The sequence below is a fragment of the Arthrobacter sp. UNCCL28 genome, from assembly GCF_900102805.1.
GTDB lineage: Bacteria > Actinomycetota > Actinomycetes > Actinomycetales > Micrococcaceae > Arthrobacter > Arthrobacter nicotinovorans_A.
In genome coordinates this window covers 262,680-276,818 of sequence record NZ_FMWE01000003.1, presented here as the reverse complement: position 1 = coordinate 276,818, position 14,139 = coordinate 262,680, and the positions used below count along the sequence as shown (strand labels likewise).

Below are 14,139 nucleotides of genomic sequence, written 5' to 3'. Positions count from 1 at the left end.
CATGAAAAAGCCAGGCCACATCGTCCTCCTTGTTGTCGGCATTGTTCTCGCCCTGCTGGGCTTCACGATGGCTTCAGCAGGTGCGGCAGGAGCATGGCTCGCCTCTTCCCAAGACGATGGAGGCTTCTACGCCTCGCCAACTGAGCGGTACACGGTTTCGTCCCGCGCATTGGTCTCCCCCCCCCAGTTCGACGCTGTGGGCGAAGGCACCCCCGAAAGGTTGCCCTTCGACGTCGGAACCCTGCGGCTGCGTGCCACTGCGACGGAAACCGGCCGTGATGTGTTCATCGGCATTGCGCCCCAAAACGAGGTGGATGCGTACCTTGCCGGGGTACACCACACCGAATTGCGTGAAGTGAAGTTCCAGCCTTTCCGGCCTGTTTACAGGGACGTTCCAGGATCATCCGCCCCCGCAACGCCCGGTTCCCGGCAGTTCTGGGCAGCATCGGCCTCCGGACCGGGTGAGCAAGAGCTTATCTGGAACATAGCCCCGGGCAATTGGACCGTGGTGGTGATGAACGCCGACGCCGGCGGCGGAGTCTCCGCCGATCTGCAAGCCGGTTTCCGTTCCGACCTCATCAAGCCCGCGGCAACGGGCCTGCTGTTTGCCGGAGCCCTGGCCATTCTCATCGGTGTGCCACTGTTGGTTTTGGGCGCCGTAGGTCTGGGGCGTGGCGGGGGTTCGCCGGTGCAGCCCCCTTCGACCTCTGCGGTAGTGCAAGGTTCCCCTCCGGCAAGGATCGTGAACTCACCGCTTCATTTCACTGGCCAGCTGGACCCCGCACTGTCGCCATGGATGTGGCTGGTGAAATGGTTTCTCGCCATCCCCCATTTCTTCGTGCTGTTCTTCCTCTGGTTCGCGTTCGCCGTCACCAGCGTCATTGCCTGGTTCGCCATACTCTTCACGGGCCGCTACCCGCTGTCCCTCTTTCATTTCAATGTCGGCGTCCTCAGATGGAACTGGCGCGTGGCCTTCTATGCTTACGCCGCAGGCGGGACCGATCACTATCCTCCGTTCAGCCTCTCCCGGACGGACTACCCGGCGAACGTGGAGGTTGATTATCCGGCCCGCCTCTCCCGGGGCCTGGTTCTTGTAAAGTCCTGGTTGCTGCTCATACCGCACTTGCTGATCGTGGGAGCGTTCACAGGAACGGCAACGTGGGCGTGGAGAACCGAGAACGGACCCTCTGGCGTGGTCAGCGATCGCGGCGGAGGGCTGTCCTTGCTGGCTCTACTGGTCCTCATCGCCTTGGTGATCCTTTTGTTCACCGGCAGCTACCCACGCCCCCTGTTCGCCTTCATCATGGGCATCAACCGATGGGTGTACCGCGTGCTCATCTACGGGGCCCTCCTGCGCGACGACTATCCGCCGTTCCGCCTGGATCAAGGACCCACCGACCACGATTCAGTGCAGCCTCCGGACGCTGACGGGAAGGCCAGCCTGCCGTGAATGACGGCCGCGCATCCGGAGTACCACCGGCGTCGCGAAGAAACGTACGACGGCGAGTGGTCGCCGTCGTGGTTTTACTCGCCTTGGTAATTCTCGCCGGCGGGGTCATACTCCTGGTCACCGCGCAGCCACAGGGGGCGCCAAGCCCGCTGACGTCAACGTCGGCCATGTCGACAACGACGCCGACCACCACCACGGATTCACGTTTACCTACGTCAAGTGCTTCGACGGTTTCACCGGTCCCTGATGAGTCGCCGCTGTTTTCTTCGGAAGCTGGTGAGCCTAAGCCTGGCGAGTCAGAGCCCGGTGGACCGGTGGTTGCAGCGCTGCCGGAAGCACTGCTGGGACGGGATCTTGAGGAACTGCCGGGGGCAGGGAATGTGGTCGCACTGACGTTTGACGCGGGGGCCAACTCAGCCGCGTTGGCGAGCATCCTGTCCAGTCTTTCAGCGGACCAGGTGAAGGCAACATTCTTCGTGACCGGCAGCTGGGCTCAGGCAAACCGCGGGAGCTTGGACCGCATTCTCGCGGAAGGCCATCGGCTGGGCAACCATTCGATGAGTCATCCCGGTTTCACACAGCTGACGGATGCGCAGATCACGGAGGAGATTCGAGGAGCTGAAGCGGCGGTCTTCGCTGCGGGCGGCGATCCCCGTCCGTTCTTCAGGTTCCCGTTCGGCGAGCGGGATTCCCGGGTCATCGCCACCGTTAACAGGCTCGGCTATGTTGCTGTGCGCTGGAGCGTGGACACTCTTGGCTGGAAGGGAACCAGCGGCGGAGTAACCCGGGAAACAGTCCTTCGGCGCGTTGTTGACGGTCTCCGCCCCGGTGCCATAGTGCTGATGCATATTGGTTCAAATCCGGAAGACGGCACTACCTTGGATGCTGACGCGCTGCCGGGCATGATCAAAGAGATCAAGACAGCCGGGTACGGCTTGGTGACCCTTGACCAATTGCTGGTTGGCTAGGGATGGCCGCCAACCTGAATCACGTCATCAAAGACTCCGCTCATCACGGTTTGCCGGCACACGAAGTTGTCCTGCTTCTCGAAGCTGACGCCGCCCGTGGGCTGAGTCCGGATGTCGTGGCCGAACGGGCCGTTACCTTTGGGTCCAACCGTCTGCCTGGAACCCACCACGACAGTCTCCTGCGTTCTGCTCCCCGTCAGTTCAATAATCCCTTGATCTATGTCCTGCTTGCCGCAGCCGTGGTGACCATGTTCCTGGGTGAATACGTGGACAGTTCCGTAATTTTGGGTGTCGTTGCCGTCAACACAACCATTGGCCTGGTTCAGGAAATACGAGCCGAGGCAGCACTCGATGCATTGCGCGCGCTGGTCCTTACCCGGAGTGTGGTGATCAGGGACGGCCACCGGTTGATCATCCCTTCGGAGGAGTTGGTTCCCGGTGACCTGGTCCTCCTGGAAGCCGGAGACAAGGTCCCCGCCGACATCCGCCTGGTCAGGGTATCCGGTCTGAAAGCTGACGAATCAGCGCTAACGGGAGAGTCCGACACAGTAGCCAAAGACGAGGTTGTCCTTCCCGTCACCACTCCGGTGGCGGATCGGCGCAACATGGTCTATGGAGGGACGTTGATAACCTCTGGGAGCGGAGCCGGAGTCGTCGTTGCCACAGGTGGTGAAACCGAGCTCGGCGAGATCCACCGGTTGATTGGAACCGTCCGTCCAGCACCCACGCCGCTCACCAGCAAACTGGCCAAGTTCAGTATGACGCTCACCATTGCCATCCTTGCGCTATCCGCTTGCGCTTTTGTTGTGGGGCTTGCAAGGGGGCAAGAACCTGCGCTGATGTTCACGTCAGTTGTCGCAATGGCCGTTGGTGCCATACCGGAAGGGCTACCGGCCGCCGTGTCCGTGACCCTGGCCATTGGCGTGGGGAGGATGGCCAAACGCCGGGCCATTGTCAGGCGCCTCGCTGTCGTCGAAACCCTGGGCAGCACCACTGTCATTTGTTCCGACAAGACGGGAACTTTCACGGAAAATCAAATGACGGTTGCTGCACTGTGGACACCCACTGCCACGTATGATCTCACCGGCGTGGGATACGGTCCGGATGGATCCATCAGCAGACGGGAAACACACCAAGGTGCGCTCCCGGGAACAAGCGTCGGGGACGATGCGAGTCTGACGTGGTGTCTCATAGCCGGTGCGGCATGCAACGACTCCGACGTTTTTCAGCAGGATGACGTCTGGCGGATCCGCGGCGATCCCACTGAAGCGGCCATGATGGTGGCCTCTGGCAAGGGACGTGCAGACCTTCAGGGTTTCCTTGACCGACATCCCAGGGTCAGCACGATCCCTTTCACCTACGAACGCCATTTCATGGCAACGCTCCATAAGGACGCTGAGGGAGGCGAAGGCGGCCTATTGCTGATGAAGGGAAGCGTCGAACGCGTCCTTGAGCTCTGCATCCGGCAAATGGGCAGTAAGGGTGAATCCAAGCCCCTCGATGTCGAGGGCATCACGCAGGCGGCAGAAAACTTGGCAGGGCAAGGGCTGCGGGTTCTCGCCACAGCACTAACGCGAACCAAAGACCTGTCCCTAGTCGACCCGGATGCCAGCCCGGGCGACCTGATCTTCCTCGGTCTGCAGGCAATGTTCGATCCGCCGCGGGAAGCTGCCGCTGCTGCAGTGACTTCGTGCAGGATGGCCGGCATCAAGGTCAAGATGATCACCGGTGACCATCCGGGGACGGCCAACGCCATCGCTGTTGCGGTGGGGCTCGACGGCGGTCATGCGGGCATCGTGGTGGGCGCCGATCTGGAGGGCAAAGCGGTAGGGGATCTCGCCGACGTTGTCGAAGAGGCTTCGGTGTTCGCGCGGGTATCTCCGGCCCAAAAACTCCTCCTGATCCATGCTCTGCAGCACAACGGCCACATAGTGGCCATGACAGGCGACGGCGTCAACGACGCCCCCGCCTTGCGCCAAGCAAATGTTGGCATAGCAATGGGCCATGCCGGCACCGAAGTAGCCAAAGAGGCATCTGACATTGTCCTCGCCGACGATAACTTCGCCACCATTGAAGCCGCCGTCGAAGAAGGCCGCAACGTTTTCGACAACCTGGTCAAGTTCATCGTCTGGACCCTTCCCACCAATATGGGCGAGGGCTTGGTTATTCTGGTGGCCATCATCATGGGCTGGACCCTCCCCATCCTTCCTACCCAGATTTTGTGGATCAACATGACCACGGCCGTAGCGCTCGGGCTGATGTTGGCCTTCGAACCCAAGGAGCCGGGACTCATGGTCCGGGCTCCCAGGGATCCGGACCGCCCGCTGCTGACATGGGCCTTGGCGTTCCGTACATTGCTGGTCTCCGCACTACTGGTCAGCGGGACATGGTGGATTTTCGAGTTCGAACTTGCCCGCGGCGCATCTCTTGACGAGGCCCGGACAGCGGCAGTCAATTTGTTCGTGATCGTGCAACTCTTCTATGTCTTCAGTTGTCGCTCCTTGACACGATCCGTGTGGAAGCTCCGGCCCTTCAGCAACCGCTGGCTGGTTATCGGCGTCCTGGTCCAGCTCGCAGGGCAGGCAGCAATTACCTACCTTCCCGCCATGAACCATCTCTTCCACACCGCGCCCCTGGCGCCGGGCACCTGGCTGGGAATTCTGGGCGTCGGCGTAATTGCCTCCGTGGCGGTAGCCACTGACAAACATTTTCGACGCACCATCATTTAGGAGGAACCATGATTCGAGTGATGCTTCTAACCATGCAGGCGTTGGTCGCGGTGACATCGATTGCCGGCGGCCTGGTCATGGCTGTCGGATCGTGGCCGGGAGTTGAGAAGAGTGCTTTGCCGCCCGGGCTTGAGCTCCCGGTCGAATACCTGGACGGGTCTCCGTTCAGCACCTACCTGGTTCCGGGCCTTCTGCTGGCCGTCATCGTAGGCGGCTCACACACGTTGGCGTTCCTCCTGCTTATTCGGCAACGTGGACTGGTATCCCTGGCGGCGGCCACGGCGGGCTATTCCATCCTCGTGTGGATCTTTGTCCAAATGGCACTGATTCCGTTCAGTACACTGCAGGCGGTCTACTTTGGAGCTGGCTTGGGGGAAGTAGGTTTGCTCCTGCTTTTGCTTGGAGTCGCTTCCCGAAAGCAAGCGGCCGGCATTCCGGGAACAGAGGGGCCTTTGGGCCCTGTTGGAGGCTGGAAAGCGGCCGTAGGATCTCCACATGACCGACAAAAACATAGTTCCTGAGGCACAAGTACTGGAAGCGGACGATTGTTGGCGGCTCCTTGGCGAGGCCAAGGTCGGGCGGCTTTCGGTAATCGTCAACGGCCACCCTGACATCTTTCCCGTGAACTTCGCGGTGGACAACAACACAGTGGTTTTCAGGACCGGGCCGGGGACGAAACAGTGGGCCATGGAGGATGACGCCGTGGTAGCCATCGAGGCAGACTCCGTCAGCGCAGAATTCGGGATTGCGTGGAGTGTAGTGGTGAAAGGCACAGTTGAAGGCGCCGGATCCGAAGGCCCCCGACTTGATGAGATCAGGCGGGCCCTTTTCCCGTGGCAGGGAGTGGGCCAGGACCACCTCTTCAGGATCGTTCCGGCCTCGGTAACCGGGAGACGATTCGACCTTTCGACACCGATGTCGCTCGGGACCTCACTCAACGACGCAACCAGGGCCGGCCTGGAATAGTCGGTGCGTCCTTGAAGAATCCGGTGGCACCTCCACGCACCGGAACAGTCTTGTCAGCAGAGCGGCTGGTCAAGAGATTCGGTAACCCTTCCAGCAGAGGCCGCGGCTCCCGCCTTGGCGCAGGCTCGAGAAGCTGTCCAGGCACGCCGGGTAGACATCCTGGACACCGACAACACCGCGCAGGAGTTCCGCGAACTTGGGGTTTTCGATCTTGGAGCGGTGCAGCAGCTGCTGCTGTTCATCTTTCCTCAGTTCCCTGTCTGGCGCCGCCACGCTGATCCAGGCCCGCCGGTACGGAGTCATCGCGCGCACCATGGCCGCACCCTTATCCAGCGGTCAAACGATTGCCGGGCCGGCAGTGGGAAGCTTCGGGATGGCACCAGCGATGGCCGCAGCTCTTCTTTTGAGTGGTGCGTGGCTCCTCCGGCGCAGCCTCCAAAGGGTGCTATGACCGCAGTTCTTCCCCCGGACGCCGTGTCCTTTTTTGATGGATCGCCTCAAGGACTGGCCATCTGCGAGGCCGTCTTCGCCAGCGCTGGTGGACTCGGTGATATTCACGTCCGCGTCTCCAAGAGCCAGGTCGCTCTTCGACGGCATCGTGGGTTCGCCTATCTATGGCGGCCTGACACGTACGTCCATTCGAGGGTGCCTGCCGTGTTGTCGTTGGCGTTGCCCTACGAGCCCGACTCTCCCAGGTTCAAAGAAGTAGCTCACCCCGCTCCTTCCGTGTGGATGCATCACTTGGAGCTCCACGATCCCAGCATGGTTGATGCCGAAGTGAGGACTTGGATCAGGGAGGCCTTTGAAGCGGCCTAGCTGAATTGGCTCCGGGGGCTGCCGGCGCATCCAGCGACCCTCCCCCCTCTTAGAGTCGTTCGACCCTACTGTCAGCAACCCGATCAGGGAAGTCTTGAAACATGAGCATCCTTGATCAGCAACCCACAGTGATTCGAACCACCGACCAGCCAACTGCGGTTGTCCGGGAGCGCGTCCCCATGGCGAATCTCACGGATTTCTTCGGCCGTGCCTTCGGGGCAGTCATGACTGCTACAAAGGCGCAGAATGCCAGCCCTACAGGCCCACCGTTCGCCATGTACCACGGAATGCCAACTGAAACCGTTGACGTAGAGGCTGGCTTCCCCGTCGCTCCTGGTTTTTCCGCTGCCGGAGAGGTTATCGGCGGGCTGCTGCCGGCGTCGGAGGCCCTGGAAGCTGTGCACCTGGGACCTTACGACACCCTGGAACGGACGTACGCGCTGATCCTTGAGCGCATGAGCGCAGAAGGGATGACACCCTCAGACACCATGTGGGAGTTCTATTTGAGTGACCCCGAAAAAGAGCCTGACCCGGCAAAGTGGCAGACCCGGGTTGTTTGGCCCATTACCTGAGCTGCGCGGACGTCCCCATCATGAGAATCCCAGCGAATTCCTTGCGGAAAAGCGGCACGGGCACCACTTGGACCCCCGGGCACTCAGCGCTGATGAAAAAGACGCCACCATCAGCGGGAAATTGCAGTTGGTGGTGAAAGTTGAGCCGGATTATCCGGCTGTGTGCATCATCGTCGGTGGACGGGTCTCAACCCGGAACATCCTGGTCATCTTCGCCGTTGCTCGCAGGATCAACGCTGCTGTAGCCGGTGCAGCCATCTCCGTGGATCTCGGCCATGCCAGTATCACGGACGACGCACTGGAACAGCTCCGGGATGTCGCCAAAAACGGCTTGCTTCCCCTTTCGGTGGATCCCGCCCGCATTCCGTGCCGCCTTCGGATTGAGGACTCTTCACACCATCCGACATGACTCGCACCAGACAATTTCACCGAAAGCAGGCGACAATATGAGTACGAACCACGCCATGGCCGTTGGCATCAAGGACTCCACCCAGAGCGAATCAGGCCCTGATATGGGCGGGACTTCGGGCCGAGCAACGGAGCGTGCCGCTCACCATCGTGCATGTGGTTGATGACAGGTGGCTGATTGAACCTTCATCGTGGCGGGACTCCTTCAAGCGTTCCGGCGACAAGCTGTTGGAGGCTGCATCGGCCCGCATCGGCGATCTGTTCCACATCGATGTTGCCACCGAACTGTTGATCGGGAGCGTGTCCGCATCTTTAGGGCAGTACGCAAGGAATACCGCGCCTATGGTCGTCGGTTCGGGAAGCCCCCACCTTGGTGGAACCTTGACAGACCGCGCCCTTCAAAAAGCCGGCGCATCGGAAGGTCCTGTGGCCGTTGTTGCTGCGATAGACGATTACCAGGACAGGCACGGAGTCGTTGTTGGCGTGGACGGTTCCGAGCATTCACTCAGAGCCGTTGCGTTCGCCGCCGCAGAGGCAGATCGGGATGGGCAGGAGCTCACGGTGCTCCATGCATATAGCGCGCCTGAACCTTCCACCGACGCCGGGTTGGCCCCAGCCGAACTCAGGCGGCTCATCAACGACCAAGAGCGTCTCATCCTCGCGGAGACTATTGCCGGGCTGAGAGTCTCGTACCCCGACTTGGCTGTGAAGAAGGTGTCGGTGCCACACAAGGAGCCGGTCCGTGCCTTGGTGGAAGCGTCGTTTAAAGCAAGGTTGCTTGTACTAGGCAGTCGCGGACGGGGCGGATTCTCGCGATTGCTGTTGGGCTCCACCGTGCATGGTGTCTTGACGCACATTACGTGTCCAACCATCGTCATTCCACCCGGACATGCTTCGGACCAGCGTTAGCCTGGCCGCCATATCAACAGGAGGTTCCTCGTGACAGAGGTACTGAGGTACGAAGTCGGATCCGGGACCTTGCTGGTAAAGCCCGAACCCACCTGGATCAGGGTGGGTTCACTACCAACGGCTCGTCTCTAGCTATACGGAAAATACCTAGATAAACTAGCATCTCTACCAACGAACCTTATGAGGTTGGAGATGAATGATCGCTACCAGCAGGCACTCACACTGTCCGTCATCGAGTTCCTGGACCTCAGTTTGAACGAGGTCTGGGTCGCGCAGTTGGCCACAGGGGGCAACGCGGGGTGGTTGCGGTTCTGCGCTTACTTGCGCTTTGAGTGCACGCTATGCCAGCAGGACAGGGACGCAATCTCACACGCCGTTAACGAACTCGTGGCGGATCTGGGGTGCACTCTCCGAGCGCCCTACAGCATGGACAAGGAGACCGGACCTGATGGCTGCACCCAAACAGGTGAGTTGAACGCCGCTCCCTAGCAACTCAAAATTGGCTTCCTCTGGACCCAGTTCATATGCAGACTCCCGTTTCGTGAATTATGATGTTTCTTATTAACGGAGGGGAGTATCCCCTGATGCTCCGTCGTCAGTACGGCCGGCTGTTTCGGGCCCGGCGGAGCAGGCCATGCTGAATGTGGCCGGGAAAGACCTCCAGTTGGTTTACTGACTGGAAGTAGGTTCCTGATGCACGTTTCATTGTGGTCTTGGCTGGCCGTTATCGGCTTTATCCTCGCTATGCTGGCCGTTGACTTGTTTGCGCATCGACGAGCGCACGTTATCAAGGTAAGAGAAGCCGCTGCGTGGTCCGCCTTGTGGACAGCGTTCGGTGTGGGCTTCGGCCTCCTGGTCTGGCGGATTTACGGACCCGAGTTCGGCCAGCAATATTTCGCGGGATACCTGATTGAAAAGTCACTTGCGGTCGATAACGTCTTCATCTGGGCCATCATCTTTACGTACTTCATGGTTCCACGCGAGTACCAGCACAGAGTGTTGTTCTTCGGCGTACTTGGGGCGTTGGTCTTCCGAGGGATCTTCATTGCAGCCGGTTCGGCGACCATCGCCAGCGCCGGTTGGGTGTTGTACCTGTTTGCCGCATTCCTCCTCATCACTGGAATCCGTATGATCCTTCATCGCAATTCACATCTTGAACCCGAAAGGTCAAAGATTCTGGCCCTGTTCCGCAGACGTGTACCGATGACGGATAAGTTCCATGGACAGCGGTTCCTGATCCGAAAGAACGGTGTTGTTCTGGCGACTCCACTGCTCGCCGTCCTGGTCCTGGTCGAAGCAACCGACATCGTCTTCGCAGTGGACTCCATCCCGGCGATCTTCGCCGTCACCGATGAAGTCTTCCTCGTGTTCACCGCCAACGCTTTCGCAATTCTCGGCCTCAGGGCGATGTACTTCCTTCTCGCCGACTTGATCCACCGATTCGTCTACCTCAAGATTGGCCTGGCGTTGGTCCTGGTCTGGGTTGGCATCAAGATGTTCCTCAAGATTGACATCTTCTACGTCCCCACGACGATCTCCCTCGCCGTCATCGCAACAATTCTCGGCGTATCCATCGGGGCGAGCCTCTGGGCCACCCGGGGACAGGAGCGCCGGGCACTTCCCGAGCCGGACAATCCTCCCTTCGGTAACGCCACAGCTGAGGACCTGGCCGCGTTGGAAACGCTGTGGCGGCAAGGCAGGGGCCTCCAGCGTCAAGGCCAGAAGAGAAGTCAATGACCCCTACGGACGGCATCGACGCAACGGTTCTCGATGCTAATGTCCGTGGACGCTCCTCTGTCCGACGTTGTGGGCATGGTAACCGTAGGCCAGTAATTCCAGGCCCGCCAGAATCACCACGGCCAGGACCACTACGTCTCCGGAGATGATCTGGACCGCTGACTGAAAGGCGAATGTCACACCGAGCATGCCAAGCACTGCCGCGGGTATCAGTGGCCACCTCATTCTTCCCGTCCGGTTTCCCTCCGTACCGTTGGGAAGCCGGACGGGGACTACTGACAGCAGCCCAAATGTCGCAGCAAGGCCGAGGAACAGAACCGCAGCAGCCGACGTGCCCTGCAATTCCGGCGGAAGGAACGCCACCAGCGCCAATGCGGACATGAGGCCGCACGGAATCAGAGCCCACCAAAAGTTACGCTCGCGCAGGTAGACCGCCCCGAATCCTGCTGCCATGAAGAGGAACAGAAAAGCCCCCACCGGTACCCCCTCCATGAAGCGGGTGGCGGCCATGACCGCGGACAAGCCCAAGAACACGGAACCGGGGATTGCCGCCCACCAGTTCCCGCGCCGGAGGATGAAGAGGGCCACAAACACACTTCCCAGCCCCGTGAAAGTGATCAACGGTGCAAAGACCCCGCTCTCCACAATGCCAAGACGGTCCAAAAGCAGCAGCGCGCCCATCGTGATGAGGGCGACTCCGGCAATGATGCTGACCGTTGTTGATTTCATGTTCGCCTCCCAGGCTGCGCGGGCGGCTCCGCCGCTCCGCTTACTAAGGCTCTCAGGATGACTTTCTTGGTGATAACGGAACAGGGTCGAAGGTCCTGGAGCAAAGCGGCCCGGCCTCCACCAAATGCTGGGGGTGCTGTCGGAGCCAAGTCTTTGCAAGCCGCGCTAATGGCCTGTTCACCCCTCAGTTATAAGAAACATGGAGGAGCACCACTTTGACGAGACTCTGCGCGTCGCCCACCGCGCGAACCGCCCTGTTCCGGCAGGTCCACCCGTCTATAGAAGCGCACATGCGCAGTTTTCTCCTCAGCATGAACCAATCCGCTGCAGGACCGGGACCTCGGACTCTATTTGCGGCTTGGATTTGGGGCTAACACTGGGAGTAGAGCTAAGAAGCGAAGGGTGCAGATCATGATGTGGGGCTATGGACAGGGCATGGTGTCGATGTGGCTTTGGGTTCCCCTGCTACTTGTCGGCATCGCGCTGCTTGTCCTTCTGGCAGTAAGAGTCTTGGGTGGCGGTTACGTTTCTTCGGGCCCTCAAGGGTCCGGGGACCCGCCACCGGTGAAAAGGAGCAGTGCACGGCAGATCCTCGATGATCGATTTGCCAAAGGGGAGCTCACAGCAGAGCAGTACCGCGAGTACCTCAACGTGCTTGGGAAAGACCCGTAGGTCATCCATGGCCCAAATCAGGTTGACGTCCTTGGGGCGTCAGTAGCTGTGAAGTCTCGGCTGGTCCGCAGTCCGCTCCTTTCTGCTCGCGCTTGCACCTCGTTCAGTTGACTCGTCCTTGTTCTGGCGTTACCCGCGACCCCGCCAGCCGCCGGAGGGGAGAAACGTGGATCATCGGGCAGCGCTCCCCTCGGGCCGTGAACCGGAATCGCTTCGTGTCTTCATCTTGGAGGACCACGAACTCGTTCGGTTGGGCCTTCAGGATCTTCTGGAGTCCGCGGGTTTCGTGGTAATCGGCATGTCCGGCTCGGCGCGGGAGGCCACGTCGCGTATTCCCGTGTTGCGGCCTGATCTTGCGGTCTTGGACGCCTGGGTGCCGGACGGTACCGGAATTGAAGTCTGCCGGGATGTTCGTTCCGTTAATCCGTCTCTCAATTGCCTCATGATGACCATTTTCGACGACGGACACGCGGCGCGCAGTGTGGTCCTTGCCGGCGCTTGCGGGTACGTGCTGAAGGAGCTCGACCGAGGGGCGCTGCTAGGGGCAATGCAGCGCGCTGCACATGGTCAGTCCCTCTTCAGTGCCAGCGTCAGGGCCACGATCATTCAGAGTCTCATCCAGCCCGGGGCGCCGGATCCGAGGGCCGCCCTGCTGACTACCCGGGAACGACAGGTGTTGGAGTTGATCGGAGCGGACATGACTAATCGCCAGATCGGAGAGCGTCTGTCCTTATCTGGGGAGACGATGAGGAAACTGATCTCGTCGCTGCTGATCAAGCTGGGCTCTAAGCGCCGTGCAGAGCGGTCCGTTCCCTTGGTGCCAGCCCCCGAACCCTAAATCTTGTCCACTCGGATGATAGCCGGGCGTAAGCAGCGGGAAACCGTGCACCGCGGTGAAAAGTTGAGCAGCAGCATGCGCTGGCGGCCTGGGCCGGCTAGGAGCCGCCGGGAGTTTCCCTGGTGTAGGTCAATGACCAGGGCTGCGTGCTTTGAGAGGTCTGTTCCCACCCATCCCGCCCCAGGTCCTGTTTCAGTTCCTCCAGTGCGGCGGTCATTCCTGGCGCCCATTGCTCGTCCGGAGTGACCGGTCCGACCGACCCGGGAACAGGGAACGTCGAGCTCCTGTACTTGGTCTTCCCGCAAATTCGACCGACGAACCGTTGCTGGGTGCTCCCATACTGCGATCCGAGAATGGTCAGGATCCTGACCCACCACGCGGTATCGCCAATGTCTTCACGCACCACGGTCAGGGTTTCAGTTTGCATGGTCATCGCTGTTGGCCTGTGGTGGGCGTCGGGTCCTTTTTGGGCGATGGGATGTGAGCTTGGTCCGGGACGCTGTGAGGGCATCAGCGAGCCGGACCGCTTCCTCATCGTGTATCTGCCACGTCTGGGGTTCGGCGCCGGTGTCCCCGGTACATTCCTGAAGCGCCAGCACGATCCCAGCGGTCAGTTCCGGGAACCGGGCGAACATGAAATCCGTGTCCGAGGACCTACAGGCTGAATCCAGAGTCCGGGTGATGAGCACCGCGGCCTGGGTCCGGCGCTGAACCCCGAGCTTCATCAGAACAGAGGAAACAATGTTTTTTACTGTCTTGTCCGCCAGAGTCAGTTCCTGACCGATCTCACCGTTACTGAGCCCGCCGCTGACACCGAAGGCGACCCTGAGTTCCTGTCGCGACAGGGCAAGGAGCCTGTCCTCGGGCCGGTCAAGCCGGGCATGCGGCACCTGTGCAAGCAGCTCCCGGGTGAACCGAGGACTGAATGCGGTGAAACCTGCCACGGCCCGGCGTATCAACCGGAGTTGTTCAGTGTTGGAGTCTTCCTTTGTCAGGCATCCCCAGGCCCCGGCAAGAACGGCTTCGATCAGCACCGCTTCATCGGTTTCCCCGGTAATGAGCACGCAACGCAGAGAGGTATTCCGCACCGCGATGCTCCGGCACGCTCCGGCCCCGGACCCATCAGGCAGCGCATCGTCCAGGATGGCCAGATCCGGGCACAAGACAAGAATCTCCTTGGTCCCAGTCCGGGCCGACCCGGATTCACCGACGATCACGAACCCTTCTGGTTCCAGAAGCCGACGAAGGCCACGTCGAAGGATCTCATGGTTGCTCAGCAGGTATACGCCCGGCCTGGCTAGGGCATGTCGTGATTCCGGTTCGCGTATAGCCATGACGCCGCTTC

17 protein-coding genes are annotated in these 14,139 nt (G+C 60.5%); 13 read left to right on the top strand and 4 right to left on the bottom strand.

The genetic code is table 11. The features are described 5' to 3' along the window. Position 1: 1 nt before the first annotated feature. Genes BLQ01_RS09865 through BLQ01_RS09845 form a run of 5 tightly spaced genes read left to right on the top strand, consistent with a single transcriptional unit; the run spans position 2 to position 6,113 of the window. Positions 2 to 1,450, top strand: coding sequence for a DUF4389 domain-containing protein (locus BLQ01_RS09865; protein ID WP_091551484.1), 1,449 nt, complete (start codon positions 2 to 4; stop codon positions 1,448 to 1,450). Positions 1,451 to 1,506: 56 nt separating this feature from the next. Beyond that, a complete protein-coding gene (locus BLQ01_RS09860) occupies positions 1,507 to 2,418 on the top strand; it encodes a polysaccharide deacetylase family protein (protein WP_254779344.1) in 912 nt (303 codons plus the stop codon). A gap of 2 nt (positions 2,419 to 2,420) precedes the next feature. Beyond that, positions 2,421 to 5,147: an HAD-IC family P-type ATPase gene (locus BLQ01_RS09855; RefSeq protein WP_139183477.1), complete on the top strand. Its 2,727-nt coding sequence runs from the start codon at positions 2,421 to 2,423 to the stop codon at positions 5,145 to 5,147. Between the two features lie 8 nt (positions 5,148 to 5,155). After that, complete coding sequence (locus tag BLQ01_RS09850; RefSeq protein WP_254779342.1) at positions 5,156 to 5,668, top strand: hypothetical protein; 513 nt, start codon at positions 5,156 to 5,158, stop codon at positions 5,666 to 5,668. Next, complete coding sequence (locus tag BLQ01_RS09845; protein WP_091551481.1) at positions 5,643 to 6,113, top strand: pyridoxamine 5'-phosphate oxidase family protein; 471 nt, start codon at positions 5,643 to 5,645, stop codon at positions 6,111 to 6,113. The genes BLQ01_RS09850 and BLQ01_RS09845 overlap by 26 nt, the downstream gene beginning before the upstream one ends. Before the next feature lie 69 nt (positions 6,114 to 6,182). Here the strand turns inward: BLQ01_RS09845 and BLQ01_RS09840 are convergent, their stop codons facing one another. After that, positions 6,183 to 6,428 carry a hypothetical protein gene (locus BLQ01_RS09840; RefSeq protein WP_091551479.1) on the bottom strand — a complete coding sequence of 82 codons (246 nt, stop codon included), beginning with the start codon at positions 6,426 to 6,428 and terminating at the stop codon, positions 6,183 to 6,185. A 132-nt stretch (positions 6,429 to 6,560) separates the two neighbouring features. Between BLQ01_RS09840 and BLQ01_RS09835 the strand changes: the two genes are divergently transcribed. The 6 genes from BLQ01_RS09835 (at position 6,561) to BLQ01_RS09810 (ending at position 10,555) form a co-directional block, all read left to right on the top strand. Continuing rightward, a complete protein-coding gene (locus tag BLQ01_RS09835) occupies positions 6,561 to 6,929 on the top strand; it encodes a DUF5655 domain-containing protein (RefSeq protein ID WP_091551478.1) in 369 nt (122 codons plus the stop codon). 101 nt (positions 6,930 to 7,030) lie between these two features. Beyond that, positions 7,031 to 7,501, top strand: coding sequence for a GyrI-like domain-containing protein (locus tag BLQ01_RS09830; RefSeq protein WP_091551476.1), 471 nt, complete (start codon positions 7,031 to 7,033; stop codon positions 7,499 to 7,501). Between the two features lie 67 nt (positions 7,502 to 7,568). Beyond that, positions 7,569 to 7,910 (top strand): hypothetical protein, encoded by a 342-nt coding sequence (locus tag BLQ01_RS09825; protein ID WP_091551474.1) that lies wholly within the window; start codon positions 7,569 to 7,571, stop codon positions 7,908 to 7,910. Between the two features lie 134 nt (positions 7,911 to 8,044). Continuing rightward, complete coding sequence (locus tag BLQ01_RS09820; protein WP_254779339.1) at positions 8,045 to 8,818, top strand: universal stress protein; 774 nt, start codon at positions 8,045 to 8,047, stop codon at positions 8,816 to 8,818. Positions 8,819 to 9,010: 192 nt separating this feature from the next. Beyond that, a complete protein-coding gene (locus tag BLQ01_RS09815) occupies positions 9,011 to 9,307 on the top strand; it encodes a hypothetical protein (protein ID WP_091551473.1) in 297 nt (98 codons plus the stop codon). Between the two features lie 204 nt (positions 9,308 to 9,511). Next, positions 9,512 to 10,555: a TerC family protein gene (locus BLQ01_RS09810; protein WP_091551471.1), complete on the top strand. Its 1,044-nt coding sequence runs from the start codon at positions 9,512 to 9,514 to the stop codon at positions 10,553 to 10,555. 36 nt (positions 10,556 to 10,591) lie between these two features. Here BLQ01_RS09810 and BLQ01_RS09805 read toward each other — a convergent pair whose 3' ends face one another. Next, positions 10,592 to 11,284, bottom strand: a complete 693-nt coding sequence (locus BLQ01_RS09805; RefSeq protein WP_091551470.1) for a hypothetical protein — start codon at positions 11,282 to 11,284, stop codon at positions 10,592 to 10,594. 411 nt (positions 11,285 to 11,695) lie between these two features. On the opposite strand from BLQ01_RS09805, the gene BLQ01_RS09800 reads away from it, so the two are divergent. Together BLQ01_RS09800 and BLQ01_RS09795 are read left to right on the top strand one after the other, a co-directional pair. After that, positions 11,696 to 11,956, top strand: a complete 261-nt coding sequence (locus BLQ01_RS09800) for an SHOCT domain-containing protein (RefSeq protein WP_091551965.1) — start codon at positions 11,696 to 11,698, stop codon at positions 11,954 to 11,956. 166 nt (positions 11,957 to 12,122) lie between these two features. Beyond that, positions 12,123 to 12,794: a response regulator gene (locus BLQ01_RS09795; RefSeq protein ID WP_091551468.1), complete on the top strand. Its 672-nt coding sequence runs from the start codon at positions 12,123 to 12,125 to the stop codon at positions 12,792 to 12,794. A 97-nt stretch (positions 12,795 to 12,891) separates the two neighbouring features. On the opposite strand, the gene BLQ01_RS09790 is transcribed toward BLQ01_RS09795, so the two are convergent. Both BLQ01_RS09790 and BLQ01_RS09785 read right to left on the bottom strand, forming a co-directional pair. Continuing rightward, on the bottom strand, positions 12,892 to 13,227 hold the full coding sequence (locus tag BLQ01_RS09790; protein ID WP_091551467.1) for a hypothetical protein: 336 nt from the start codon (positions 13,225 to 13,227) through the stop codon (positions 12,892 to 12,894). Further along, a complete protein-coding gene (locus BLQ01_RS09785) occupies positions 13,211 to 14,128 on the bottom strand; it encodes a response regulator (protein ID WP_091551465.1) in 918 nt (305 codons plus the stop codon). Before BLQ01_RS09785 ends, BLQ01_RS09790 begins: the two co-directional genes overlap by 17 nt. Positions 14,129 to 14,139: the final 11 nt, after the last annotated feature.